Below are 26,387 nucleotides of genomic sequence, written 5' to 3'. Positions count from 1 at the left end.
CGCTTTTCGACGCGTGCACACAAGACCATCGCCGTGGCCGGCTTCGGGCGACCTTGCGGAAATCATCTTAGTCATTAAGATAATCGCATGGGCATATCGACGGACTTCTCGGTGGCTATCGCCGGTGCCGGCCTCTCCGGCCTCTGCCTCGCCCAGTACCTCACCCGGGCCGGCATCGACGCGCACGTCTACGAGCGGGACCCCGGCCCCTTCGTCCGGCGGCAGGGCTACCGGATCATCCTCGACCGGTACGGGCTGGCGGCGTTGCGCGAGAGTCTGCCCCGCCCGTTGTACAACCTGGCGCTGACCACCGGCGACGAGCCCGGCGGACACCTCCGCTTCACCGACAGCCGACTCCGGGACGCGTTCACCATCACCTTCAAGGACGAGCCGTACGCCACCCGCCAGGTCGACCGGCTGACGCTGCGGTCGATCCTGCAGACCGGGCTCAACGGGCGGATCCACTACGGCAAGGAGGCCGTCGCGGTGGACAGCGGTGGCCCGGCCGGGCTGCGACTGCGGTTCTCCGACGGCGGAGCCGTCGCGGCGACCGTCGTCGTGGGTGCGGACGGCGTCGGCTCGGCGCTGCGGGCGCAGCTCATGCCGGACGCGGCCCCCGCGAGCGCGCCGCTGGCGGGCATCTACGGCCGGTCACCGCTGCATCGCAACGGCGAGAGCATGATCCCGGACGCGCTGCGCAGCAGCGGCGTCCTGGCCATCGCCGATCGACCCGGCCGCGCCTTCTTCTTCACCCCGATGCGGTTCGGCGAGCGGCCACGGGAGGCGTTCGCCCGGCTGGCGCCGGGCAGTTACGCGCCCACCGGCGACGACTACGTCATGTGGGGACTACTGCTGGGGCAGGGGGAGGTGCCCATCGGCGTGCGGGGCGACCTGCTGGCGCTCTGGCGACTGGCCGCCGGAATGAGCACGGACTTCCACCCGCTCATCCGCCGGCTGGTCGCCACCGCCGAGTTGGACGCCACGGTGCTCAACCTCTTCGCCACCGGCCGACGCCCACAGCGGTGGGCGGTGCCCCGGGCGACGATGATGGGCGACGCCGTGCACGTCATGCCACCGTTCGGCGCCCACGGCGGCAACACCGCGCTCCGCGACGCCGCCCTGCTCGGCCGCAGGCTGCTCGAGGCCCGGGCGACCGGTCGGGCGGTGGAGGAGGCGATCGCCTCCTACCAGGACGAGATGGTGCCGTACGCCTTCCGCGCCGTGGACACCGCCGGTCGGCTGATGCGCCGTCTCACCGGGGGTGCGACCGCACCGCACTGGGTGTTGACCCGCCTGTTACCTCGGCTGCACCGGGTGACCGTGCCGGAGGCATGATTGCGGGCATGTCCCAGGTGCCGGCCCGTGCGTCCGCGATCGCCGACCTCATGCGCGCCGGACGGGAGATGTCCCGGCTCTCGATGGTGTTCCGGTACGCCATCGCGGAGCGGCTGGGCCTGACCGTGAGCGACCTGGAGTGCCTGGACCACCTGGCGGACGTCGGGTCGGCCACCGCGGGGCAGGTCGCCGAGCGGACCAACCTCACCACCGGGGCGGTGACCAGCATGTTGCGCCGGCTCCAGCAGGCGGGTTACGTGACGGCGGAGCGCGATCCGGCGGACCGACGGCGGGTGATCGTCACCCTGCGCCCGGAGCGGGTGGCCGAGCTGACGCGGCCGTACGAGCGGTTCGCCGAGGGGGCCGAACGGCTCGTTGAGGGCTACAGCGTCGAGGAGGTCGCGCTGCTGGTCCGGCACTACGACCGGATGCAGGCGATGTACCTCGCCGAGCTGGACCGGCTCCGCCACGGCGACGGCGCGCAGCGGACTCGTGGTCAGGTCGCGGAGACGCCGTCGTCGCCCGGGGCGACGTCGGGCCGCGGGTAGCCGAGCTCGTACGAGATCTGACCGGCGGTCTCCAGCAGGAGCGGCAGGTTGCCCCGCAACTCGTGGAGGCTCGCGATGACCTCGATCGCCGTGATCGAGACGGCGGCGATGACCTGCCCCCGGGAATCCCTGATCGGGGCGGCGACGCACATCACGTAGGCGTCGTGCTCACCGTTGTCCACGGCCCAGCCGCGTTCCTGGATGGCGGCGAGTTCGGCGTCGAGCGCGTCGCGGTCGGCGAAGGTGGTGTCGGTGAACCGCTCGAAGACGACGTGCGAGAGCAGCCGCTCGCGATCCTGGCGGGGCAGGTACGCCAGGATGGTCTTGCCGACGGCGCTCGCGTAGATCGACACCGCGCGTCCGATCCGGGAGGGGAGCTTGACGGCGTCGAACGCCGGGCTGTCCACCTTGTCGATATAGATGATCTCGTCGCCGGTCAGCTGCGCCAGGTGCACGGTGTGGCCGGTCTCGCGTTGTAGCGCCCGCAGGTGCGCGGCGGCGGGTTGGCGCAGGTCCATCGAGCCGAGCGCGAGGTCCGCCAGCTCGATCAGCCCGCTGCCGAGCACGTACGTGCCCGCGCCGGTGCGGCGGACGAAACGCGCCGACTCCAGGGTGTGCAGGATCCGTAGGGCGGTCGACTTGTGCACGCCGAGCACGTCGGCGGCCTCCGTCAGGGACAGCGGACGTTCGGCCGACCGACGGATGAGGTCGATCGCGCGGCGGATCGATTGCGCCACGGCTGTTTCTCCCCTCGCACGGCGCGGCATCGCCGCTGTCGTTGCATCATGTGCAATGTAGATGACGCAATGCGCAATCGCCACTTGACAACGTTGCACATGTCGCTACGATCGTTGCAAATTTATGAGCTTGACTCCGACTCGTAACGGTGGAGCGACGATGGGTAAGCAGCGCGCTCGGATCGACGTCGCGGGGGCGACGAATTGACGGCGACCGACATGCCCTCGCGCTCCGAGATCACCGATGGGTGGCGCACGCCGACCAGGGACGGCGAACCCCGAGGCGAGGACTGGGTCGGCACCGCCGCCGAGGCGTTGCCGGACGACGCGGAAAGTGTCCTGATCGGCCGGATCTGGGACCCGTCCGTCGGTGGTCCTACCCCCGTGGCCGTTCGCGACGGCGAGGTCATCGACCTGAGCCACCGGTTCCCGACCGTCCGGGACATCTGCGAGCTGCCCGACCCCGCCGCCACCGTGGTCGGGCTCGGCGGGGCACGGGTCGGGGACTTCGCGGAGATCCTGGCCAACACGGCGGTCGCCACCCGCGACCGGGGCCGGCCCTGGCTGTTGGCCCCGGTCGACCTCCAGGCGCTCAAGGCCGCCGGCGTGACCTTCCCCGTCTCGATGATCGAACGGGTCATCGAGGAGCGGGCCCGTGGTGACCTGGCGCTCGCGGCGGACATCCGGCAACGGATGTTCGCCGACATCGGCGTCGACCTGCACCACCTGGAACCGGGTTCGGCCGAGGCGGATCGGCTCAAGAGCCTGCTGGTCGCCGAGGGCATGTGGAGTCAGTACCTGGAGGTGGGGATCGGTCCGGACGCCGAGATCTTCACCAAGGGTCAGATCCTCTCCGCTGTCGGCACCGCGGTCGACGTCGGCGTGCTCGCCGCGTCCACCTGGAACAACCCGGAACCCGAGATCACGCTCATCGTCCAGTCCAGTGGCCGGATCGTCGGCGCCACCCTCGGCAACGACGTGAACCTGCGCGACATCGAGGGCCGCTCGGCGCTGCTGCTTCCCCTGGCGAAGGACAACAACGCCTCCTGCGCCCTCGGCCCCCTGATCCGGCTCTTCGACGACCGGTTCGGCATGGAACGGGTGCGCGAACTCGAGGTCCGCCTGCACGTCCGTGGCGTCGACGACTTCCGGTTGGAGGCGGTCTCGGAGATGACGCGGATGTCGCGCGACCCGGAGGACCTGGTGCGGCAGCTCGTCGGCCCGCACCACCACTATCCCGACGGCGCCGCCCTGATGCTCGGCACCATGTTCGCGCCCAGCCAGGACCGGGGCGGCCCCGGCGAGGGCTTCACCCACAAGGTCGACGACGTGGTACGGATCAGCTGCCCGGCGCTCGGCACCCTGGTCAACCGGGTGCGGCACGCCCAGGAGTGCGAGCCCTGGCACTTCGGCGTCCGCGCCCTGATGGGCAACCTGGCAAGGAGAGGACTGCTGTGAACGTGGTCAGCACGGTCGATCCCCGCGACGGCAAGCGTCGCCCGACGGATCTCACCGAGACCGACGAGCCCCGGGTGGACGCGATCGCCGGCCAGGCGTCCCGGGCGACGCGCTGGTTGGCCGACCTGGGGAGGCACGGCAGGGCGGAGCTGCTGGACGCGATCGCCGACGCACTCCAGGCCCGCCGGGCCGACCTGGTCGCGGCCGCCGAGGCGGAGACCGGACTGGCCCACGCGCGGCTGGACACCGAACTCACCCGGGCCGCGGTCCAGTTCCGGATGTTCGGCGACGTGCTCCGTGACGGGGCGTACGTCGAGGCTGCCATCGACCACGCCGCCGATACACCGCTCGGGCCGGGCCCGGACGTGCGGCGGATGCTCGTACCCCTCGGGCCGGTCGCCGTCTTCGGCGCCAGCAACTTCCCGTTCGCCTTCTCGGTCGCGGGCGGTGACACGGCCGCCGCGCTCGCCGCCGGCTGCCCCACGGTCCTGAAGGCCCACCCGTCCCATCCGCTGACCTCGCACGCGTCCGCCGCCGCGATCGAAGCGGCCGTCCGCGACCTCGGCGGGCCCGAGGGCGTCATCGGCGTCGTGTACGGCGAGCAGGCCGGGCGTTCGCTGGTGCGGCACCCCGCGATCCGTGCGGCCGCCCTCACGGGCTCGGTCAACGCCGCCCGCGCCATCCAGGCCGCCATCGACGACCGACCCGATCCCATTCCCCTGTACGCCGAGCTGAGCAGCGTGAACCCGATCGTCGTCCTGCCCGGCGCGGCCGCCGAGCGGGCCGAGGGCATCGCCGAAGGGCTGTTCGCCTCCTTCACCGCCTCCGGCGGCCAGCTCTGCACCAAGCCCGGCCTGGCGTTCGTCCCGGGTGGCCGGGGCGGTGACCAGCTCGTCGACGGTCTGCGCGAGCGGGTCGCCGGCTCGGGCGGCGCGGTCCTGCTCAACGAGCGCATCCGGGACGCGTACGAGATCCGGGCGGCGGAGTTCGAACGGGCCGGCGCCCGGCTCGCGGCGCAGCCGCAGATCGAGCCCGGCGCGGGCTTCGCGGTCGCGCCGAGGCTCCTGGAGGTCGACCTGCCGGGGCTGACCGCCGAGATCACCGACGAGTGTTTCGGCCCGCTCATGGTCGTCGTGCGGTACGACGACACCGCCGACCTCGACACCGCGCTGCACGCCGTCCCACCGTCGCTGACCGGATCGGTCCACCGTGGCTCCGAGGACGACGCCGACGTCGTACGCCGGATGGTCGATGTGCTCGCCGCCCGCGCGGGTCGGATCGTCTTCGACGGCTATCCCACCGGCGTCCGGGTGTCCTGGGCCCAGCACCACGGTGGACCCTGGCCGTCGACGAACGCCGTGCACACGTCGGTCGGCGCGACGTCGATCCGACGGTTTCTCCGGCCGCTGGCATGGCAGGACGCGCCGGCCTGGGTGCTTCCCGAAGAGTTGCGCGACGATTACGCCGCCATTGCGCGCCGGGTCGACGGGAGGTTGACGCCAGCGGTCGAATAATGGTCTCCGCGGGTGTCGCGGGTGCGTTGTCGCGGCACCCGCCGCTGACGCCTGAAATTCGTCGCGCAAATGATCGGACCGGGAATCCGCGTGCCATTTCGACGGGCGCACACCGCGCTTTTCCGGGCGCAATTGTGGCGGTCCTGGTCGGACCGTCGACGCGATTCTCCGTACTCCCTGTGGTGGGGAAGCTCCGGCCGCGCACCCCCGAAGAAAACCGGGGGTGCGCGGCCGGGGTGGTTTACCGAGTGACGTCGGTGACGCGCAGCCGCAGCATGGTCCACGACGCGGGCGTGAGGGTGAGCTGGACGCTGGCGTCGCCGGCCCGGGGCGTGTCGTTGGGGCGCGGCTCGGCGTGGTCCGGGCTGTCGGCGGTGTTCTTGGCATCGAGGTCGGCGCCGCCCACGGTGACGCACTCGACGATCTCGCCCACCTGGCCGCCGGCGAGGTCGACGGTCACCTCGGCCGGGGTGTCGACGACCCGGTTGACCAGGAAGACGGTCAGCTCCGCGGTGCTGTCGTCCCAGGTGGAGACCGCGTCGACCGCGTCGATGACCCCGTAGCGGTCGGTGGTCGTGGTGCTGCCGTCGCGCAGCACGTCCAGCACGACGCCCTGTGCGTGCCGGGCCGTGCGGGCGAACGGGTGGAAGATGGTCTGCCGCCAGGCCGCGCCGCCGGGTTCGGTCATGATCGGCGCGATGACGTTGACCAGTTGGGCCTGGCACGCCGCGGTCACCCGGTCGCTGTGCCGCAGCAGGCTGATGAGCAGGCCACCGACGACGACGGCGTCGGCCACGCTGTAGTGGTCCTCCAGCAACGGCGGCGCGACCGGCCAGTCCTCGCCACTGGGCGGCGTGGAGGGTGCGGCCGACTGGTACCACACGTTCCACTCGTCGAAGGCGATCATGATCTTCTTGGTCGACCTGCGGATCGCGCCGACCGAGTCCGCGATGGCGGTGACGGCGTCGATGTACCTGTCCATGTCCTCGGCCGAGGCGAGGAAGCTCGGCAGGTCGTCGTCGACCGGCTGGTAGTAGGCGTGCAGCGAGATCAGGTCGACGTCGTCGTACGCCTCGGTCAGCACGTCGCGTTCCCAGCTGCCGAAGGTCGGCATGCCGAGGTGGGACGAGCCGCAGGCGACCAGTTCGAGGTCGGGATCGAAGCGGCGCATCGCCTTCGCGGTCTGCGCCGCGAGTCGCCCGTACTCGGTCGCGCTGCGCTGGCCCACCTGCCACGGGCCGTCCATCTCGTTGCCCAGGCACCACAGCCTGATCCCGTACGGGTCGGCGGCGCCGTTGTCGCGGCGCTGGTCGGCGAGGTGGCTCCCCGCGCGATGGTTGGCGTATTCCAGCAGGTCGACAGCCTCGGCGGTGCCGCGGGTGCCGAGGTTCACCGCCATGATGGGATCGACGCCCGCCTTGCCGACCCAGCGCATGAACTCGTCCAGCCCGAAGGCGTTGGTCTCCAGGCTGTGCCAGGCGAGGTCGAGCCGGGCCGGTCGTTCGTCGACCGGGCCGACGCCGTCCTCCCAGCGGTAGGAGGAGACGAAGTTGCCGCCCGGGTAGCGGACCGTCGTGACGCCCAGCTCGCGGACGAGCGCGAGGACGTCGCCCCGGAAGCCGTCCGCGTCGGCGCTCGGGTGGTCGGGCTCGTAGATTCCGCCGTAGACACAGCGGCCCAGGTGCTCCACGAACGAGCCGAAGAGCCGGCGCGGCACCGGTGCGACACGTCGCCGCGGGTCCAGGAGCAGGCGTGCGGTGTTCACGACTGCCCTCCCCGCTGGCTCGGACGGGGCGGGGCGGGCGGGGTGGCGCGGTGGGGGAGTGGGTGTGGCGCTCCGTCGAGGTGGGTGTTCAGGGCGGGCTCCTCTCGGACGAGGCCTCCGACGTCGGGACCTGTGTCGCGGCGCCGGGGACCCGGGGTGGTGGGTCGGTGCGAGCTCTGGACATCGCCATGATCATCGATTACGTTCGCGATCGATGTAAACGTTACCGATCATGCTCGCGGTAGGGAACACCCTGTTCCTGAATGGCGTCTGACGGAGAGTGTCGCCGCGTTCTCAACGGGTAGAGCCCGCGCGTGAAATGGCGCGGTTTTGCGCTGCGGGAAGTCCACCGTGCACATTCCCGTTCGGAGCCCGACCCGCCACTGGCACGGCATGAAAGGGTCTTGTGTTCGTTATCGAGGTCCGTTACGTTGGCAACATCCTGGAAACGTAACCGATAACGATTGCAGTCCAGAGAGAGCGGCATGATCGAAGCCAATGCGCCCGTGACAATGAGTGATGTCGCCCGGATCGCCGGCGTTTCCACCGCCACCGTCTCCCGCGTCGTCAACGGGCACTACGGCGTCAGCGCCCGCACGATCGCCCAGGTCCGCACCGCCATCGAGCAACTCGGCTACGAGTCGAGCCTGGTGGCCTCGAGCCTCCGGCGCAGCCGCACCAACGTCCTCGGTCTCGTGGCGCACAGCTTCCAGTCGTACACGGCAGAGGTGCTCAAGGGGGTCATGAAGGCGCTCAGCCGCTCGGGCTTCGACCTCATCATCTACGCCAACAGCGACCTCTACGGGTCCTACTCGGAGGGCTGGGAGCAGCGGCACCTGACCCGGCTGTCGGGCACCCTCACCGACGGGTGCATCGTGGTCACGCCCTGGGGTGAGATGCGCAGCCGTACGCCGGTCGTGGCCATCGACCCGGTGCGCGGCGCGACGGCGCCCTCGGTCATGGCCGACAACCTCGCCGGTGCCACCACCGCCGTCGAGCACCTGCTCGACCTGGGCCACCGACGCATCGGGTTCATCGCCGGTCGCGACAGTCTCGCCTCGGCGTGGTCCCGGGAGGAGGGCTACCGGGCCGCGCTCACCGCCGCCGGTGTCGGGGTCGATCCCACGTTGATCGGCCGGGGAGACTTCAACCCCGAGTCGGCAGTTCCGTTGGCGCGTGCCCTGTTGCTACGGGCGGACCGGCCATCGGCGATCTTCGCGGCGAGCGACGGGATGGCCCTCAAGGTCCTGGAGGTCGCCCGGGAGTTGGGCCTGCGCGTCCCGACCGACCTGTCCGTGGTCGGCTTCGACAACATCCCGGAGTCGGCGTCGACCGATCCCGGTCTGACCACGGTGGATCAGTCGATGTACCAGCTCGGGTACGAAGCGGCACGGATGCTCAAGTCACTGGTGACCGGCGAGTGGAACGAGCCGCACCAGATAGTCCTTCCGACCAGCCTCGTGGTCCGTGGCTCGACCGCGGAACCGGCGAGGGACTGAAGGAGGTGAGGACACCGCACGGCGAGATCCACCGATGGGTTGAGCTGGCCAGCGGGTCGCATCCGCTGCCGGCGCAGGAAAGGAGTGGAGCGTGACAACCGCACAGTATCACGGGCGCTTACGCCGCCTCGGCGTACGCCGACTCACGGCGGTGTTCAGCGCCGGAGTCATGGCCATGGCGGCGGCCCTGCTCGCCCCGCAACCGGCAGCGGCGGCGGACACGCCGTGGCTGGAGGTCTCCCCGGACCGCTACGCCTCGTTCACCATCCCGGCCGCCTACGTCCAGGAGCACCTCGGCACCGTTTCGCAGGTGGTCGTCGAGGGCAACTTCGGCCCGTCCGCCACCTGGGCGGAATTCGGTCTGACGCGCCGTGGTGACGTGTGGTCCGGTGTGCTCGGCGCGCTGACGCCCGGGCTGTACCGCTACCAGGTGACCGCCGACGACACCAAGACCATCAAGGACCCGACGAACAGCGCGAAAGTGGCGTCCGACCCGCTCCTGAGCACCTTCCTGGTCGCGGGCGACTCGGCGCGCTGGCTGGCCGACGCGCCCGCCGGCACCGGCGGCACGGTCGGGACGTTGACCTACCGGGTCCGCGCCGAGCAGCGCTCGGCCCTGGTCTGGACGCCACCGGGGTACGCGGCCAAGAAGCCGAAGGGCTATCCCACGCTCTTCCTGCAGTCGGGCGGCGGCGTGGCCGCCACCGACTGGCTCGATCTCGGTCGCACGAAGCAGATCCTGGACAACCTCTCGGCCGCGGGCGCGATGCAGCCGATGGTGGTGGTGATCGCCGACAGCGCGGACGACCGGGAGCTGAACGATCTCCGCAAGGCGGTCGCCGACAACTACCGGGTCCTTCGTGATCCGGCGCACCAGGCCATCGCCGGTGTCACCGAGGGCGCGGCACGGGCGGTCCGGGCGGCGTTCGCCAAGCCGGGCCAGTTCGGCTCCGTCGGCTGGTTCTCCGGCACGTCGGCCCCGACGATCGACCGCAGGGACGCGCCGGCGCTCAACCACCTCAAGCTGCTCCGGCTCTACACCGGCAACGTGACCGACCCGGCCTACAACACCACCTACCGGCTGACGAAGGCGTTGGAGCGGGCCGGCGTCCGGTACGAGTTCGACGGGGTCGACCCGGACGGCGGCGGGAACTGGACCACCTGGCAGGAGAACCTCGTCGACTTCGTGCCACGACTGTTCGGGCACGTGTCGGACCACGGACCGAGCCCGGGCCACGGGCGGCTCACGGGCGAGTTCGCGCCGCCGCCGGCCGGCACCACCCCGACTCCCTTCGTCACCGAGGACGGGTTCGTCACCTTCGAGACGACGACGGACTTCGCCGACGCCCAGCACGTCACGGTGTGGGCCAACATCGCGCCGGGCGGCAGTTGGTTGCGCGTGCCGCTGACGCGGGACGGCGACCGCTGGCGGGCGACCGTGGGGCCGCTCGAGCCCTGGTTCTACTACTACCGGCTGATCGTCGACCGGGTGCCGTTCAAGGACGTCTCGAACCCGACGAAGGTGACCACGGAGCCGATGTGGAGCACCTTCCTCGTCCCGGGCCCGGAGGCCCGACTGCTGACGGACGTGCCCGCCGGTCAGGGCGGCACGGTCGAGAGCATGACCTACACCAGCACGGTGGCCGGCCAGGACCGCACCGCGCTGGTGTGGACCCCACCCGGGTACGACCCGCAGCGGGCGCAGACCTATCCCGTCCTCTACCTGCAACACGGTGGTGGGCAGAACTACACGGACTGGGTCGAGATGGGCCGGGCCAAGCAGATCCTCGACCATCAGTTCCTCGACGGGGACCTCACGCCCATGGTGGTCGTGATGGGCAACGGCAACTCGTCGAACTTCAACCGGGAACTGTTGGAGAACATCGTGCCGACCACCCGGTCCCGCTACCACGTCTCCAGCGACCCGTCCCAGCAGGCCCTCGCCGGGTTGTCGATGGGCGGTGGGCAGGCGTTCGGCGTGCTGAAGGCCTACCCGGGCCAGTTCGCCTACGTCGCGGCCTTCTCGGCTGGTTTCGGCAGCGGCACCGGCGTCGACGTGGCCGCGATCAACGACGGCACCAGGATGTTGCGCCTGTACGTCGGTGACCAGACCGACTTCGTGTACCCGAGCTTCATGGCCTCGCTGACCACGATGGACAGCCTCGGTATCCGCTACGAGTTCGACGGGGTCACCCCCGGGCCGCACGGCTGGGACGTGTGGCAGAAGAACCTCATCGACCTGGCGCCCCGCCTGTTCAAACGCTAGGAGCCCGCCCAGGCGACGCCACCGGGGTGCGAGGTCCCAGCGCCCCGGTGGCGCCGCCGACGCGGGGATGTCTGTGCACCGCCACCTCCGAAGGGAACCATCTCAATGAAGAGAAGACGCATACTCGCCACGGTGGCCCTGCTCGCGGCCGGGAGCGGCCTGGTCGCCTGCTCCTCGGACGACGGCGGCAGCGACGCGAGCAACTGCACGAACACCATCACCAAGCAGAACGTGCCGGTCGTGACGATGTGGGGCTGGTACCCCAACACGCAGCTGGTTGTCGACAACTTCAACAAGCTGCACGACGACGTACAGGTCTGCTGGACCAACGTCGGTCAGGGTGGCGACGAGTACGACAAGTTCCAGACGGCCATCTCGGCGGGCACCGGCGCGCCCGATGTGATCATGGTCGAGGCGGACCGGATCCCCACCTTCCAGATCCAGGGCGCGCTCGTCGACATCAAGCAGTACGGCTACGACGCGGTCAAGGCCAACTACAGCGAGGGCGCGTGGAAGGACGTGTCGGTGGGCGACGCCGTCTACGGCGTACCGGTCGACGGTGGCCCGATGGGCATGATCTACCGCAAGGACATCTTCGACAAGTACAAGATCACCCCACCGAAGACCTGGGCCGAGTACGAGCAGGCCGCGCAGAAGGTGAAGGACGCCGGTGGCCCGTTGTTCGGGGACCTCGGCGCGAACGTCCCGGCCGTGATGATGGCGCTCCAGATCCAGAAGGGCGCCACGCCCTTCACCTTCGATCCGGCCCAGCCCAAGTCGATCGGTGTGAAGCTCAACGACCAGGCGTCCAAGGACGTGCTGGACTACTGGGGTGGCCTCGCCAAGAAGGGCCTGGTCGGCACGCAGGACCAGTTCACCCCGGAGTACATCTCGGGTGTGATCAACGGGAACTACGCGACGTACATCTCGGCGGCGTGGGCGCCGGGCTACCTCACCGGGGCGGGCGTCGGTAAGGGCCAGGACACCGGCAAGTTCGCGGTCGCCCCACTGCCGCAGTGGGATCCGACCAACCCGGTGCAGGTGAACTGGGGTGGGTCGGCCTTCTCGGTGACCAAGCAGGCGAAGAAGCCGGATCTGGCGGCGAAGGTCGCCTACGGGCTCTACGCCGACAAGGAGTCGCTCACCGACGGCTGGACCAACCAGATCATCTTCCCGCTGAACCTCACGGCGCTCAAGGATCCCGCCTTCGTCGACCTGAAGGTGGCGTTCTTCAGCGGCCAGCAGGCGAACAAGGAGGTCTACCTCCCCGCCGCCGAGGCCTACAAGGGGGTGTCCTACGCGCCCTTCGGCCAGTACTACCTGGATGCCATGACGAAGCAGATCAGCGAGGTCATCAAGGGCTCGATCAGCGGCTCGCAGGCGGCCGACAAGGTCCAGGACGACGTGGCGAAGTACGCCAAGGAGCAGGGCTTCACCGTTTCGTGACCGCTCTGGGTGGGTCGTGCCGGCGCTGTCGGCCGGCCCACCCACGACCCCCGCGTCCACGCCTTTCGGAGACCACAGATGACAGTCCTGACCGAGCAGCGCACACCGCGTCCGCCGAGCGAGACGCGCAAGATCCGTGGCAAGGTGCACCTGCGCGAGCACCTGATGGGGTGGCTCTTCGTCGGGCCCTTCGCGCTCGTCTTCCTGGCGTTCCTCATCGCACCGCTGGGGTACGCGCTGTACCTCAGTCTCTTTCAGAAGAAGCTGATCGGCGGCACCAGCTTCGTCCTCTTCGACAACTACGTGAAGGCGTTCACCGACCCGAGCTTCCTGTCCGGAGCCTGGTTCGTCATCCGCTTCTCGCTCGTCTCCATCCCGCTGCAGATCGTCCTGGCGCTCGTGATGGCCCTCATCCTGGACGCGGTGACGACGCTGTTCGCGCGCTTCTCCCGCCTCATGATCTTCCTCCCGTACGCGATCCCCACCGTCATCGGTGCGGTGATGTGGGGGTTCCTCTACAGCAAGGGCTTCGGCCCGCTCACCGACATCTTCGGGCTGTTCGGCGCCACCGCACCCGACTTCCTGGGTAGCAACCTGATCTTCTACGGCCTGCTCAACGTCGTCACCTGGCAGTGGGCCGGCTACTACATGATCATCCTGTACGCGGCGTTGCAGGGCATCGATCCGACGCTCTACGAGGCCGCCCGGATGGACGGCGCCGGACGGTGGCAGATCGCGACGCGCATCAAGATCCCGCTGATCGCGCCCGCGCTGATCCTGATCCTGGTCTTCTCGCTCATCGGCACCCTGCAGTTCTTCAACGAGCCGCAGATCCTGCGCTACCTCGCCGCGGGCACGATCGGGGCCGACTTCACCCCCAACATGTACGCGTACCAGCAGGCGTTCTCGCTCGCCAACTTCAACTACGGGTCGGCGATCTCGTTCGCGCTCGGCGGCATCGTCTTCATCTGCGTGTACGTCTTCCTGTTCTTCACCCGCAAGCGGAGGAGCTTCCTCTAGATGGCCGACCGCACCAGCGTCCGCGCCGGCGTCCGCCGGCCACAGCGCTACCTCCCTCTGCAGATCCTCCTCGGCTTCCTGGTGATCTACTTCCTGGTCCCGTTCTGGTGGGTCGTCGTCAACAGCTCCAAGGACGCGCCAGGCCTGTTCGGGGGCGGCAACACCCTGTGGTTCTCCGACCAGATCGACTACCTCGGCAACCTCCGGCAGCTCTTCACCTACGACGGTGGCATCTACCTGCGGTGGATCCTCAACTCCACGCTGTACGCCATCGCCGGTGGAGTCGGCGCCACGGTCCTGGCGGTGATGGCCGGCTACGGGTTCGCCAAGTACCGGTTCGCCGCGCGGCGCTTCAGCTTCGCCGTCGTGCTGGGCGCGCTCATGGTGCCGGCCACGGCCCTGGTCATCCCGACCTTCATCATGTTCTCCCGGCTCGGCCTGACGAACACGGTCTGGGCGGTGATCCTGCCGTCGCTACTCAACCCGTTCGGCGTCTACCTGATGCACGTGTACGCGCGTGACGCCGTTCCGGACGAACTGCTGGACGCGGCGCGGGTGGACGGCGCGGGGGAGGTGCGCACCTTCCTGCAGATCGCGCTGCCGCTGATGCGTCCCGCGGTGGTCACCGTGCTGCTCCTGTCGGCCGTGGCGTCCTGGAACAACTACTTCCTGCCGCTGGCCATGCTCTCGGACAACCGGCTGTTCCCGGTGACCGTCGGTCTCGGCCTCTGGCAGGGGATCGCCTCGGCGAACAACTCGGGCGGCACCTCGTTGTGGAGCCTGATCATCCTGGGCTCACTGGTGTCGGTGATCCCACTGGTCATCGCGTTCTTCAGCCTCCAACGACACTGGCGCGGCGGCCTGTCCGTCGGAGGCCTTCGCTAGGTCGCGCCGCGCTCACCAGGAACGACAGAAAGGTGTGCTGATGTCGACGACAGATCGGCCGCTGCGCAGCGCGCAGTGGTTCGGCGCCGAGGGCCGCAACGGGTTCATCCACCGGTCCTGGATGCGCAACCAGGGATTCGCGGACGACGTCTTCGACGGTCGCCCGGTGATCGGCATCGCCACCACCTGGTCGGAGCTGACCCCCTGCAACGCCCACCTGCGCGACCTTGCCGAATCGGTGAAGCGCGGCGTGTGGGAGAGCGGCGGCCTGCCGCTGGAGTTCCCGGCCATGAGCCTCGGCGAGCCGCTCATGCGTCCCACGACCATGCTCTACCGCAACCTGCTCGCGATGGAGCTGGAGGAGTCCGTCCGCGCCAACCCCCTCGACGGGGTGGTCCTGCTCTCCGGCTGTGACAAGACCACGCCGGGCCTGCTGATGGGAGCGGCGAGCGTCGACCTGCCGACGCTGATGCTGACCGGCGGGCCGATGCTCAACGGCAAGTTCCGCGGTCAGGACATCGGCTCGGGCACGGTCGTCTGGCGGTTCACCGAGGAGATGCGGGCCGGTCGGATGAGCGCCGCCGACTGCGCCGAGGCGGAGGTCGGCATGTCCCGCAGCCGGGGCCACTGCATGACCATGGGAACGGCCTCCACCATGGCGTGCGTGACCGAGGCGCTGGGCGTGCAGCTACCGGGCGCCGCCGCCGTACCCGCCGTCGACTCCCGGCGGTACGCGCTCGCGCAGGCCGCCGGACGGCGGATCGTCGCGATGGTGGGCGAGGACCAACGGCTGTCCACGGTGCTCACCCGCGCGGCGTTCGAGAACGCCATCCGGGTCAACGCCGCGATCGGTGGCTCCACGAACGCCGTCGTGCACCTGCTCGCGATCGCCGGACGCCTCGGTGTGCCGCTGTCGCTGGAGGACTTCGACACTCTCACCGCCGACGTTCCGCTGCTGGTCAACCTCATGCCGTCCGGTGCGTACCTGATGGAGGACTTCGCCTACGCGGGCGGCCTTCCGGTCGTGATGAAGGAACTCGCGCCGCTGCTGCACACCGACCACGTCACGGTCAGCGGCCGGAGCGTCGCGGAGAACGTCGACGGCGCGCAGTGCTGGAACTCCGAGGTCATCGCCACCATGAAGGAGCCGTTCCAGGCCGCCGGCTCGGGCACCGTGGTGCTGCGCGGGTCGCTGGCGCCGTCCGGAGCGGTGCTGAAGGTCTCCGCCGCCACCCCCCACCTCCTCACGCACACCGGCCCGGCGCTCGTCTTCGACCGGATCGAGGAGTACGTCGTCGCCGCCGACGACCCGGACCTCGACGTCACACCGGACACCGTGATCGTCGTCCGCAACGCCGGCCCGCGCGGCTACCCCGGATTCCCGGAGGTGGGCAACGTGCCCATGCCCCGCCGGTTGCTCACCGACGGCATCACGGACATGGTGCGGATCTCGGACGCGCGCATGAGCGGCACCGGCTACGGCACGTGCGTCCTGCACGTGGCGCCGGAGGCGTCCGTGGGCGGTCCGCTCGCGCTGGTGCGTACCGGCGACCTGGTCCACCTCGACGTCGCCACCCGCCGCCTCGACCTCCTGGTCGACGAGGCGGAACTCGCCAAGCGTCGCTCCGCCTGGACGCCGCCGCCACCGGTGGCCGACCGAGGTTGGGTACGGCTGTACAGCGAGCACGTCCTGCAGGCCGACAGCGGGGCGGACCTCGACTTCCTGGTCGGTGGTAGCGGCAGCGCGGTGCCCCGCCACTCACACTGACGGCGCACGACGAACGAGGAACCAACCCATCGAAGAACGGACGGCCCGCCAGTGCGAGTTCACGTGGAGAGAGCGGCGACGTCCGCCCACCGGCCAGCGGTCATGGCGGACGTCGCCCGCCTGGCGGGCGTGTCCCACCAGACGGTGTCCCGGGTCATCAACGGAGCGCCCGCGATCCGCCGCGAGACGCGGGAGCGGGTCCTGGAGGCCATCCGTCGGCTCGACTACCGCCCCAACACGGCCGCCCGGGCGCTGGTCCGGGGACGCTCCGGGATGATCGGCATCATCGGCACGGCCCGGACGCTGTTCGGTCCGACGAGTATCCACCGCAGCGTCGAGGACGCGGCCCGCGCGGCCGGCTACTTCGCCACCTCGGTGAGCCTGGAGGAGGTCACGGTACGGGCGCTCAGCGACGCCACCGAACACCTGATGCGCGTCGGCGTGGAGGGTGTCGTGATGATCGCCGGCAACGACGAGGCGCTCGAAGTGGTGCGGATGACCCGGTCCGGCGTGCCCTTCGTGGTGGTGGAGGGCGACCTGTCCAGGGCGAGCGTCACCGTCGGCGTCGACCAGGTGCTCGGCGCCCGGATGGCGACCGAGCACCTGCTCGGCCTGGGGCACACCGAGATCGTGCACGTGTCGGGTCCGCTCAACTGGGCCGAGGCCCGCGCCCGCCGCGACGGCTGGCGGGCCGCGATGCTGGCGGCCGGCGTACGCCCGCCCGAGCCCGTCGAGGGTGACTGGATGGCCCACAGCGGTTACCTCGCCGGGCTGCGGATCTGCGAGCTGCCCGGCACCACGGCGGTCTTCGCCGCCAACGACCAGATGGCCATCGGGGTGCTGCGCGCGCTGCACGAGCGTGGCCGGCGCGTGCCGCAGGATGTCTCGGTCATCGGATTCGACGACGTGCCCGAGGCGGCGTACCTGATTCCACCGTTGACCACCATCCAGCAGGATTTCGGCGCGGTCGGTCGCCGGGCCATCACGGCGGTCACCCAGGCCATCGACGACACGGTGCCGCGGCCCCTGCCGCTGGTCGTCCCCTCGCTCGTGGTGCGGGACAGCACGGCGCCGCCGCACGGTGGGGCGGGCCCGGCGTGACGCCGAGCCCGCCCGGTGCGGTCGTTAGAGCGCGGCGAGCCGGAACTGCTGGTTGGTCTGTCCGTGGCAGTCGTAGAGCTGGATCTGGGCGCCGTTGGCGGTGCTCCAGACGTCCAGGCAGCGTCCGGACTGGACTCCGCTGATGGTGCCGTTGGCGTTGATGTTCCACTGCTGGTTGCTCTGACCGTGGCAGCTGTAGATCTGCACGGCCGCCCCGTTGCCGGAGCCGGCCGCGTCGAGGCACATGTTGCCGTACACCTGGAGTTGCTTGCCCGAGGTGTACGTCCAGGACTGGTTGACCTGCCGGTTGCAGTCCCAGAGGTTCACCCGCGTGCCGTTGGTGCGTGACGCGTTCGGCACGTCGACGCACCGGCCCGACTGCGCACCGATGATCTGGCTGGCCGAACCGGGCGGCGTGCTGGGCGTGCTGGTGGGCGTCGGGGTCGGGCTGCCCGTCGGGGTGGTGGTCGGCGTCGGACTGGTCGGCGTCGACGGCAGCAACGGGCAGGTGCTGCGATAGGTCACCACCCCGCTGTTGTCCAGCAACGGGCAGAGGAACTGGCTGTACCGGGCGTCGTTGTCGAGGAACATCTTGACGAACGGCAACATGGTCCGGACCATCACCGGGTTCGACCGTCCGACCATGAAGCCGTGGTCCGCGCCGGCGACCTCCAGGTAGACGCTCTCGGTGGTGCTCGGGATGCTGTTGTAGAGACCGGTGGCGTAGGACGGGGTGACCACCGTGTCCGCCTGACCGGCGAAGATCATGGTCGGCACCCGGTCGTTGGCCAGGTTCGACGACGGCGAGTACGGGGCGATGCCGACGACCGCCTTCAGCGACGGACGCCGCATGGCGGCGCTGAGCGCCCCACCGCCGCCCATGGAGTGGCCCGCGACGGCCAACCGGTTCGCATCGACGCGGTCGCGTACCGGGCTCTGCTGCGTCAGGTAGTCCAGCGCGGCGAGGAGTTGGGTGCCGCGCGCCGTGTCGAAGTCGTTGCGGCTGTTGGTCTCGATGCCGATCACGACGAAGCCGTGCGACGCCAGCCACGGTCCCATCCAGGCCAGTTCGGCGGAGAACAACGCCGTGTAGCCCGGCGAGATCGCGATGGCCCCGAAGGTGCCCTGGCTGGTGTCGGTCGGGTAGTAGATCCGGCCGCCGTTGAAGCCGTACCCGGTCGGGACCGCGACCGACGTGTTGGCGAACGGGCCGTTCACGGCGGTGACGCTGGTCCGGGTGGGGTCCGGGCCGCGTTGGTACGGGTTGTCGGCGGCTGACGCCGACCCGGTCGCCAGGGTGATGGTGAGCAGCCCAACGGCGGCGGCCATCCCGGCGGCGGCAACCGTGAGCAGCCGTCCCCGGATGCCGGACGACCTGCGGTCGACAGGGGTGTCCGCCGGGGGCGGCGAGTGGTCTGCGGATCCTCGCACTGTCGGTACCTCCTGGGGGTGGTGGTGGAAGGACGAGGGGCGGGCCGGCTCGTCAGGTGCTGAGCCCGCCCGCCCCGGAGTGTGGCCAATCGTCAGCTGGACGAGTACCGGAACTGCTGGTTGGTCTGTCCGTGGCAGTCGTAGAGCTGGATCTGGGCGCCGTTGGCGGTGCTCCAGACGTCCAGGCAGCGTCCGGACTGCACGCTGCTGATGGTGCCGTTGGAGTTGATGTTCCACTGCTGGTTGCTCTGTCCGTGGCAGCTGTAGATCTGCACGGCCGCGCCGTTGCCGCTGCCGGCGGCGTCGAGGCACATGGAGCCGTACACCTGGAGTTGCTTGCCCGAGGTGTACGTCCAGGACTGGTTGGTCTGCCGGTTGCAGTCGTAGAGCTGCACCCGGGTGCCGTTGGCGGTCGAGGCGTTCGGTACGTCGACGCACCGGCCCGACTGCGCGCCGACGATCTGACCGGCCGAGCCGGGTGGCGTGGTGGGCGTGGGCGAGACGGTGGGGGTCGGACCCGGCGTCGTGGGCGTGGGGGTGGTGCCGGGGCCGGCGCTGTTCAGCGCCTCCAGGGTCGCCGTGTACGCGGCCTTCTTGTTGCCGTTGCAGTCGAAGAGCAGCGGAGTGCCGCCGGAGCGCCACGAGTCGCAGTCCCGAACCCCCCACACGGTGAGCCCGTTGCAGCGCGCCACCGCGAGGCAGTCGTTGACCACGCTGCGGTAGGTGTTGGCCTGCGTCGTGCCCGAGCCTTCGATGTCCAGCTCGGTGATCTGCACGTCCACCCCGAGGGCGGCGAAGCTGGACAGCGTCGTGCGGTAGTTGCTGTTGTACGGCGAGTTGGCGTTGAAGTGCGACTGGAAGCCGACGCAGTCGATCGGCACCCCACGGGACTTGAAGTCGCGCACCATGTTGTACACGGCCTGGGTCTTGGCCCAGGTCCAGTTGTCGGTGTTGTAGTCGTTGTAGCAGAGCTTCGCGTCCGGGTCGGCCGCGTCGGCGGCACGGAACGCCGCCTCGATCCAGTCGTTGCCGGAGCGCTGCAGGTTCGAGTTACGACGGGCGCCGCTGTTGCCGTCCTCGAACGCCTCGTTCACCACGTCCCAGGAGTAGATCTTGCCCCGGTAGTAGCCGGCCACCCGGTTGATGTGGTTGAGCATGGCGCTGCGGAGCGCGCTGCCCTCCATGCTCTGCATCCAGCCCGGCTGCTGCGAGTACCAGGCCAGGGTGTGGCCCCGGACCTTCCAGCCGCGGGAGATCGCGTGGTTGACGATCCGGTCCGCGTTGCCGAACGTGAAGTTGTTCTGCTGCGGCTCGGTCGCGTCGATCTTCATCTCGTTCTCGGGCGTGACGGCGTTGAACTCGCGGTTCAGGATCGTCGTGTAGGCGCCGTCGCCGAGCTTGTTGGCGGCCACGGCGGCACCGAAGTACCGGCCGGACTGGGCCGCTGCCGCGCCGAGGGTCGTCTCGGCGGCCTGTGCCAGGTTGGGCAGCATCGATACGACCAGGGCGACAATTATCGCGGCAGTTCCGGAAAGAGTTAACGTTCGTAGCCGGGTACGGCCGGTGGGACGGGGCCGGGAAACCATGTTGATCCTCCGGTGGGGGATGGGGAGAACTCGGTCGGTCTTTCGGTGGGTGGCCCTGCTGTCCTGGCTGCGGTCGCGATGCTGGGGTCGCTCGGGCGGGCCGGCGGTCGCGTGGATTGTCCAGGCGACTGTGGTCCGCTTGACCAGCGGCGGAGGGGTGGCGGTGGGGGCGGTGGTGGACGTGGTCGGGTGGCTCGTGGGATCGGCCTGGCGGATCGGGTGAGGCGCCTCCGATGCGGGAAATGATCATGTTGACGATCACGCTGATCGATGTCTCAGGCTCGCAGAAATTTCCGGCTTTTTCAACCGGTAGTTTCGGGGCTGTTACGGGACGGACTCGGTGCCCCGATGGACCCTGCCCGCGGTGCCGGCCACGCTGCTGGCGCAGCCGCGACGGGCTGCGGGGCCGGCGGCTCCTCGCCGGCCCCGCACCGATGGTCGAGGGTTCGCCGCGGTCAGGGGGCCCAGGGGGCGGCGATGTTCCAGGTGCTGTCGGCCGCCCAGAGGGTGGGCGTGTTGTAGGCGTCACCGCCCGCGCCGTTGCTGAGCCAGACCTCCGAGTTGTAGTGCCGGAGGTACTTTCCACGGAAGTTGTACGACTCCAGCGACACACCGCTTCCGGTCAGTCCCACGCGGGCGCACCAGGTGGCGTCGGCCCGCAGGAGCGCCGATCCGTCGTTCGGCGAGTTGCGGACCCGGGAATCCTGGTGCCGCAGGTACTGCCCGGGATAGTTGACCGACTCGAAGGAGTAGCAGGCGCCGTCGGCCAGGCCGGGCCGGACGGTGTACGTCGCGTCGTTCTTGAGCAGCGCCGAACTGTCGGCGTCGACCACCTCGGTGTACGCCAGGCTGTTCTGGTGGCGCAGGTACCGGTTGGTGTAGCCGGGGGTGGTCACCTGCAACGACCGCCGGGTGTCGACCGGCAGGGCGACGGGGGCGGAGCTGCCGATCGCCTTGGACGCGTCGACGAGGGCGGTGTTGGCGGCGCGGACCCGGGCCTGGTCCATCTTGACCACCTGCCGGTCGTAGGTGAGGAAGCCGTTCAACTCCCCCTCCTGGTCGGCGATCTCGGTGTAGATCGAAGCGCTGAGGCCCTTGCCGAGCATCAGGTTCCGCGCGCCCTCCACCAGCCCGACGTACCGGTCGGTGAGCGCACCGGAGGTGGGCTGCCACTCGTAGGCGAAGTACTGCCCGTTCGGGCTGTACTCGTGCCCCGGTGTGCGCAGGCCCAGCCCGCCGAACTCGCCGAGCACCGCGATCCGGCTGCTCGACGGCGCGGGTGAATCCGGACCGAGGTAGACGTGCCAGTCGTCGATGTCGCCGGTGCCGGGGTTGCCGAGGGACTGGCAGCAGTTGTAGCCGCTGTGCGGGTTGACCAGGCGGGTGGGGTCCTGGTTCTTGATGTTCTGTGCCACGCGGCGGGTGTCGGCCAGCGAGCGCTCGCCCCAGCCCTCGTTGTAAGGCGTGTAGGCGACGACCGCGGGGGAGCTGCGGTGCTCGTCGACGATCTCGCGCGCCTCGGTCTCGAACTGCGCCTGTTGGGCATCGGTGGGGTCGATGTTCTGCGCGGTGAGCGACGGGATGTCCTGCCAGACCAGCAGGCCCAGTCGGTCGGCGTGGTAGAACCAGCGTTGCGGTTCGACCTTGATGTGCTTGCGCACCATGTTGAAGCCCAGATCCTTGTGCTTCCGCAGGTCGAAGGCGAGGGCGGCGTCGGTCGGCGCGGTGTACAGGCCGTCCGGCCAGAAGCCCTGGTCGAGGGTGCCGACCTGGAAGACGAATTGGCCGTTGAGTTTCGGTCGGAGCACCCCGTTGACCACGCCGGTGGTGATCTCCCGCATCCCGAAGTAGTGGGTGGTCTGGTCGACCGTCACGCCACTGGGGTTGCGGAGGCGAATTCGTAGGTTGTAGAGGAACGGATCGTCGGGTGACCAGCGCCGGGCGTTGGGCACCGGGACGCTGAAGTCGGTGAAGCCGCCGGTGGCGGACCCGACGACGGTGCTCCCGTTCAACGCCTCGGCGAGCACGCTGTGCCCGCTCACGTCGCCTCGGGTGAAGACCCGGACCCGCAGGGTGTTGGTGCTCAGGTTCGGGTAGACGTCCACGCTGCTGACCGACGCCGCGGGCACCGGCTCCATCCACACCGTCTGCCAGATTCCCGAGCTGGGCGTGTAGAAGATCCCGCCGGGCTGCTTGGTCTGCTTGCCGATCGGCGGAAGACTGCCGTTCTGCCGGGTGTCGGTCGGATCCCAGACCTTCACCACGATCTCGTTCACACCGCCCTTGAGCTGCGGGGTCACGTCGAAGGTGAAGGCGTCGTAGCCGCCGGTGTGCGCGCCGACCCGCACACCGTTGACCCAGACCGTGCTCTGCCAGTCCACGGCGCCGAAGTGCAGCAGGGTCCGCCGGCCCGCCCAGTTCGGCGGGACGGTGACGGTGCGTCGGTAGAACAGGTAGTTGCGGTTGTCGTTGGCGGCCCGCTGCACGCCGGAGAGGGCGCTCTCCACGGGAAACGGTACGTTGACCCGCTCCGGCAGATCGGTGTCGAACTGCGGGGTGTCATCGGTGCCCGACTGCCGCAGCTGCCACTCCCCATTGAGGTTGAGCCAGTCCGGACGCGTCATCTGTGGCCGCGGGTACTCCGGCAGGGGCGTCCCGGCCAGCGCCTGGCTGGTCCACGGGGTGGTCAGTGGCGGCGTCTTGGCCGGCGCGGCCCGCACCGGTCGGGCCGGTACGGCGAACACGCCGACGACGAGGGTGAGGATGAGCAGCAGGGGCAGGGTGGGGCGGACGGGGACCTGAGGTGTCATGCCGTCTCCGAGGGGCGGGGTCGCCGCGGGCCGAGCGTGCTGAGCCCGCAGCGCGCGGGCGGTGGGCAGCGGGTGGCTTCTGGAACGCGGACGGCGGGTGTCGCCGGGATTCCCACCCGCACAGGTCACGGTGACCTGATCGACACCCCTCACCACCCATACCACGTTATAGAGGCACTCGGGACAATCCGTCAATTGCCTGTCGTCGATGCCAGTGGTGTGGGGTCCGGTCGTCGTACCTCGGCCGCGGTCAGGTCGCGGAGATCTCAGCGGGACCGCACGGTGTGCACGGCGGAGACCGCGCCGGCTCCCTCGCCGACGGCGGTCGCCACCCGCTTGGTGGAGCCGGAGCGGATGTCGCCCACCGCGAAGACGCGGGCGGCGCTGGTCTGGAACGGCAGCGGCGCGTCGTGCGTGCCGGGTGGCAGGCGGCTGTCGGTCAGCACGAAACCGCTGTCGTCCGTCGCGATGCCCGTCATCCACCCGGACTCCGGTTCGGCGCCGATGAAGCAGAACAGCCCTCGACAGTCCAACCGCATGGGATCACCGTCCTTCGCCACCACGATCGCCGTCAGACTGTCCTCTCCGTGCAGCTCCCGCAGCGTGCTGCCGGTGTGGACGGTGATCCTCGGATGAGCCCGGATCCGGTCCGTCAGGTACGCCGACATCTTCGCCCCGAGGTCGGCCGCCCGCACCACCAGGTGTACGGAGCAGCCGCGCGCGGCCAGGGAGAGCGCCGCCTGCCCGGCCGAATTCGCGCCGCCCAACACGGCGACCGGCTGGGACTCGTACCCGCGCACGTCCAGCTCGGTGGCCGCGTACCGGACGCAGCCGCTCTGCTCGAACTCCGCCCACCGCTCGATGTCGAGCCGTCGGTACCGCGCTCCGGTGGCCGCGATGACCGCGGACGTCCCGATCCGGGTGCCGTCCGCCAACTCCACGACGGGACGCCCCTGGTCGGCGACGTCGAGGCCGACCACCGCGCACGGCGCGTAGATCTGGACGCCGAACTTCAGCGCCTGGAGCATCGCCAGCCGGGCCAACTGCTCACCGCTGACACCCTCGGGGAAGCCGAGGTAGTTCTCGATGCGTGCGCTCTTGGCCGCCTGGCCGCCGAGGCCGGTGCCGTCCAGCAGCACCGTGACGAGACCCTCGGAGGCGCCGTACACCGCCGCGGCCAGCCCGGCCGGCCCGGCGCCGACCACCACCAGGTCGGGATCGCGCGCCGTGGCGACGTAGGTCAGACCGAGGGCCTCCGCGACCGTGCCGGGGGTGGCGCGACGCAGTACGCGGTCGCCGGTGACCGCGACCGGAAAGTCGTCCTCGCCGACATCCTCTGCCCGCATGAGCGCCCGCCCGGGCAGCGATGCCGCGTCGAGCCAGGTGTGCGGGAGGAGCATCTGGTTCACGTAGGTCCGCAGTTCCAGCGACTCGGCCACGTGCGGCCGACCGACGATCTCCAGTGCGTTGCCGGCCGCGCCGCGCATGAGCTCGCGCCGGGCCTGGAAGGTCTCGATCAGCACGTCGGCGATGTCGACCTGGTCGGCGAGCACGCGGCGCAGCTCGGGGGCGGTGAGCCGGACGACCGTCCCGGCCGTCACCACGCGGACCGTGAGGAACACGTGCTGTCCGGTCAGCAGGCTCAGTTCGCCGAGGAACTCGCCCGGTCCACGCCGGTAGATCAACCGTTCGGGTTCCAGCGCCGTCGCGTTGCGGACCGCCTCGGCGGTCGCCGTACGCAGCAGGAAGAAGTCGTACGTGCTGTCGCCGGCGGCGTACAGGTGTTGGCCTTGGCGGACCTCCTCCTCGGTGCCGTAGCTGGCGAGGCGGTCGAACTGCTCCGCGTCGAGGACCGGGCCGTCGGCGTCTCGGATGTGCACAGTCGAACGGTAGGTGCCCGGTGGTGACGAGGAGCGGAGCGGCAGCGGGTTCGCCCCGTCGTGTCACTCACATCGGGCGGCGTTCAGGGCCGGGGCGTCGCGGACGTCGACGCCTTCTGACGTCTGTCGGACCGGCCGGGCGTCCTCGCGTCCTGGCTGAGCAGCAGGAGCGCGGCCAGCGTCAGCAGTGCGCCGACGAGCGCGAGCGTGCGTGCCCCGGAGGTGGGCAGCAGGACGCCGCCGAGCAGCGAACCGCCGGCGATGCCGACGTTGAAGGCGGTGCTGACGCCGGCCGACGCGATGTCGGTGCTGCCGGGAGCCAGGTGCAGCATCCGGTTCTGCACGGCGGAGGCGAACGCCGCGTAGGCGAGGCCGAGCCCGGCGAGGAACGCGACCGCGCCGGGGCGGAGCACGCCGAGTCCGTACATGCCGAACAGTGCGGCCGTACCGATGCTCAGCGCCGTCAACAGCGAGGCGATCGGTCGGGCGTCCAGGGTGCGGGACGAGAGCAGGGTACCGACGACGGCCGCAACCCCGGCGGTGAACAGCAGTGGCGTCAGGGCCGCGTCGGTGAAGCCGCTGACGTCGAGCAGGAACGGTGCGATGTAGGTCTGCAAGGTCATGAAGCCGCCGACGCCGAGGGCGGTGGCCGTCAGGAGCACGGCGAAGCGCCGCCCGTCCGGTGCGGTGCCCCGGGCCGCTCCGCCAGCCTCCGGCGGGTACGTGGGCACGAGGACGAGCACCGCGGTGGCGATCACCAGACCGATCCCCGCCAGCGCCGCGAACGACGCGCGCCAACCTGCCTGCTGACCGATCCAGGTGCCGAGGGGTACGCCGAGGACAGGTGCGAGCGTCACTCCGGCCCCGAACAGCGCCACCACCCGGCCCCGCACGGCGAGGGGGAAGGGCCCGATCACCGTCGCCGTGGCGATGGACCAGAACAGCGCCTGGGCGACGGCGGTCACCAGGCGGGCGCCGGCCAGCATGGCGTACGTGTGCGCGAGCGCGGCGGTTGCGTTCGCGGCGGCGAACAGCGTCATCGTGCCGCCGAGCAGGTGACGACGGGGGATTCGCCGGGTCAGCCGGGCCAGCGGGACCGACGCCAGCACGACCACGACGGCGTACCCACTGACCAGGAGACCCACCTGCGAGCGGGACCGGTCGAGATCGGCCGCCATGTGGGTCAGCAGGCCGACCGGCAGCAGCTCGGTCGTGACGAACGCGAACGCGGCCAGGGACAGTGTGACGAGCATGGCCCTGGCCCTGGACGGCGACACCTCGGGCGTCACGGACGGGGCCACCGTCGCCAGGGCGCTTGACGGTGGAGACCGCGCCGAT

General features: G+C 70.1%; 18 protein-coding genes. 11 read left to right on the top strand and 7 right to left on the bottom strand.

Features of this window, described 5'->3' with window-relative positions:
* Positions 1-87: 87 nt before the first annotated feature.
* Both ACN269_RS07765 and ACN269_RS07760 read left to right on the top strand, forming a co-directional pair.
* Entirely contained in the window at positions 88-1,335 is a 1,248-nt protein-coding gene (locus tag ACN269_RS07765; RefSeq protein WP_421471778.1) for an FAD-dependent oxidoreductase, read from the top strand.
* An 8-nt stretch (positions 1,336-1,343) separates the two neighbouring features.
* Positions 1,344-1,883 carry a MarR family winged helix-turn-helix transcriptional regulator gene (locus ACN269_RS07760; protein WP_421471777.1) on the top strand — a complete coding sequence of 180 codons (540 nt, stop codon included), beginning with the start codon at positions 1,344-1,346 and terminating at the stop codon, positions 1,881-1,883.
* Here ACN269_RS07760 and ACN269_RS07755 read toward each other — a convergent pair.
* Positions 1,832-2,620 carry an IclR family transcriptional regulator gene (locus ACN269_RS07755; RefSeq protein WP_421471776.1) on the bottom strand — a complete coding sequence of 263 codons (789 nt, stop codon included), beginning with the start codon at positions 2,618-2,620 and terminating at the stop codon, positions 1,832-1,834. The two genes, ACN269_RS07760 and ACN269_RS07755, sit on opposite strands and share 52 nt — an antisense overlap.
* A gap of 219 nt (positions 2,621-2,839) precedes the next feature.
* Between ACN269_RS07755 and ACN269_RS07750 the strand changes: the two genes are divergently transcribed.
* Both ACN269_RS07750 and ACN269_RS07745 read left to right on the top strand, forming a co-directional pair.
* Positions 2,840-4,078, top strand: coding sequence for a fumarylacetoacetate hydrolase family protein (locus tag ACN269_RS07750; RefSeq protein ID WP_421471775.1), 1,239 nt, complete (start codon positions 2,840-2,842; stop codon positions 4,076-4,078).
* Complete coding sequence (locus ACN269_RS07745) at positions 4,075-5,592, top strand: aldehyde dehydrogenase family protein (protein ID WP_421471774.1); 1,518 nt, start codon at positions 4,075-4,077, stop codon at positions 5,590-5,592. Before ACN269_RS07750 ends, ACN269_RS07745 begins: the two co-directional genes overlap by 4 nt.
* A 241-nt stretch (positions 5,593-5,833) precedes the next feature.
* Here ACN269_RS07745 and ACN269_RS07740 read toward each other — a convergent pair whose 3' ends face one another.
* Positions 5,834-7,357, bottom strand: coding sequence for an alpha-N-arabinofuranosidase (locus ACN269_RS07740; RefSeq protein ID WP_421471773.1), 1,524 nt, complete (start codon positions 7,355-7,357; stop codon positions 5,834-5,836).
* A gap of 485 nt (positions 7,358-7,842) precedes the next feature.
* Between ACN269_RS07740 and ACN269_RS07735 the strand changes: the two genes are divergently transcribed.
* From ACN269_RS07735 to ACN269_RS07705, 7 genes are all read left to right on the top strand, one after another.
* Positions 7,843-8,856, top strand: coding sequence for a LacI family DNA-binding transcriptional regulator (locus tag ACN269_RS07735; RefSeq protein ID WP_421471772.1), 1,014 nt, complete (start codon positions 7,843-7,845; stop codon positions 8,854-8,856).
* Between the two features lie 91 nt (positions 8,857-8,947).
* A complete protein-coding gene (locus tag ACN269_RS07730) occupies positions 8,948-11,122 on the top strand; it encodes an alpha/beta hydrolase (protein WP_421471771.1) in 2,175 nt (724 codons plus the stop codon).
* A gap of 105 nt (positions 11,123-11,227) precedes the next feature.
* On the top strand, positions 11,228-12,568 hold the full coding sequence (locus ACN269_RS07725; protein ID WP_421471770.1) for an ABC transporter substrate-binding protein: 1,341 nt from the start codon (positions 11,228-11,230) through the stop codon (positions 12,566-12,568).
* A gap of 78 nt (positions 12,569-12,646) precedes the next feature.
* The gene (locus tag ACN269_RS07720; RefSeq protein WP_421471769.1) at positions 12,647-13,588 is read left to right on the top strand and encodes a carbohydrate ABC transporter permease; all 942 of its coding nucleotides are present in this window, start codon (positions 12,647-12,649) and stop codon (positions 13,586-13,588) included.
* Entirely contained in the window at positions 13,589-14,473 is an 885-nt protein-coding gene (locus tag ACN269_RS07715) for a carbohydrate ABC transporter permease (protein ID WP_421471768.1), read from the top strand. It begins immediately after the preceding gene.
* 40 nt (positions 14,474-14,513) lie between these two features.
* Complete coding sequence (locus ACN269_RS07710; protein WP_421471767.1) at positions 14,514-16,241, top strand: IlvD/Edd family dehydratase; 1,728 nt, start codon at positions 14,514-14,516, stop codon at positions 16,239-16,241.
* Positions 16,242-16,343: 102 nt separating this feature from the next.
* Positions 16,344-17,342 carry a LacI family DNA-binding transcriptional regulator gene (locus tag ACN269_RS07705; RefSeq protein WP_421471766.1) on the top strand — a complete coding sequence of 333 codons (999 nt, stop codon included), beginning with the start codon at positions 16,344-16,346 and terminating at the stop codon, positions 17,340-17,342.
* Between the two features lie 24 nt (positions 17,343-17,366).
* Here the strand turns inward: ACN269_RS07705 and ACN269_RS07700 are convergent, their stop codons facing one another.
* From ACN269_RS07700 to ACN269_RS07680, 5 genes are all read right to left on the bottom strand, one after another.
* The gene (locus tag ACN269_RS07700; RefSeq protein ID WP_421471765.1) at positions 17,367-18,773 is read right to left on the bottom strand and encodes a ricin-type beta-trefoil lectin domain protein; all 1,407 of its coding nucleotides are present in this window, start codon (positions 18,771-18,773) and stop codon (positions 17,367-17,369) included.
* A gap of 92 nt (positions 18,774-18,865) precedes the next feature.
* Positions 18,866-20,266 carry an endo-1,4-beta-xylanase gene (locus tag ACN269_RS07695; RefSeq protein ID WP_421471764.1) on the bottom strand — a complete coding sequence of 467 codons (1,401 nt, stop codon included), beginning with the start codon at positions 20,264-20,266 and terminating at the stop codon, positions 18,866-18,868.
* Between the two features lie 548 nt (positions 20,267-20,814).
* The gene (locus ACN269_RS07690; RefSeq protein WP_421471763.1) at positions 20,815-23,169 is read right to left on the bottom strand and encodes an AbfB domain-containing protein; all 2,355 of its coding nucleotides are present in this window, start codon (positions 23,167-23,169) and stop codon (positions 20,815-20,817) included.
* A 266-nt stretch (positions 23,170-23,435) separates the two neighbouring features.
* A complete protein-coding gene (locus ACN269_RS07685) occupies positions 23,436-25,049 on the bottom strand; it encodes an FAD-dependent oxidoreductase (protein ID WP_421471762.1) in 1,614 nt (537 codons plus the stop codon).
* 83 nt (positions 25,050-25,132) lie between these two features.
* Positions 25,133-26,302: an MFS transporter gene (locus ACN269_RS07680; protein WP_421471761.1), complete on the bottom strand. Its 1,170-nt coding sequence runs from the start codon at positions 26,300-26,302 to the stop codon at positions 25,133-25,135.
* Between the last annotated feature and the right edge of the window lie 85 nt (positions 26,303-26,387).

It is taken from the genome of Micromonospora sp. WMMD736 (genome assembly GCF_049179015.1).
In the GTDB taxonomy this organism is placed as follows: domain Bacteria; phylum Actinomycetota; class Actinomycetes; order Mycobacteriales; family Micromonosporaceae; genus Micromonospora.
The sequence above is the reverse complement of the archived record's forward strand: the minus strand, read 5'-3'. Positions and strand labels throughout refer to the sequence as shown.

Coding starts and splice junctions, on each gene's coding strand:
- ACN269_RS07765 (WP_421471778.1), top strand. CDS start 88: ATGGGCATATCGACGGACTTCTCGGTGGCTATCGCCGGTGCCGGCCTC.
- ACN269_RS07760 (WP_421471777.1), top strand. CDS start 1,344: ATGTCCCAGGTGCCGGCCCGTGCGTCCGCGATCGCCGACCTCATGCGC.
- ACN269_RS07750 (WP_421471775.1), top strand. CDS start 2,840: ATGCCCTCGCGCTCCGAGATCACCGATGGGTGGCGCACGCCGACCAGG.
- ACN269_RS07735 (WP_421471772.1), top strand. CDS start 7,843: ATGATCGAAGCCAATGCGCCCGTGACAATGAGTGATGTCGCCCGGATC.
- ACN269_RS07725 (WP_421471770.1), top strand. CDS start 11,228: ATGAAGAGAAGACGCATACTCGCCACGGTGGCCCTGCTCGCGGCCGGG.
- ACN269_RS07720 (WP_421471769.1), top strand. CDS start 12,647: ATGACAGTCCTGACCGAGCAGCGCACACCGCGTCCGCCGAGCGAGACG.
- ACN269_RS07715 (WP_421471768.1), top strand. CDS start 13,589: ATGGCCGACCGCACCAGCGTCCGCGCCGGCGTCCGCCGGCCACAGCGC.
- ACN269_RS07710 (WP_421471767.1), top strand. CDS start 14,514: ATGTCGACGACAGATCGGCCGCTGCGCAGCGCGCAGTGGTTCGGCGCC.
- ACN269_RS07705 (WP_421471766.1), top strand. CDS start 16,344: ATGGCGGACGTCGCCCGCCTGGCGGGCGTGTCCCACCAGACGGTGTCC.
- ACN269_RS07695 (WP_421471764.1), bottom strand. CDS start 20,266: ATGCTGCCCAACCTGGCACAGGCCGCCGAGACGACCCTCGGCGCGGCA.
- ACN269_RS07690 (WP_421471763.1), bottom strand. CDS start 23,169: ATGACACCTCAGGTCCCCGTCCGCCCCACCCTGCCCCTGCTGCTCATC.
- ACN269_RS07680 (WP_421471761.1), bottom strand. CDS start 26,302: ATGCTCGTCACACTGTCCCTGGCCGCGTTCGCGTTCGTCACGACCGAG.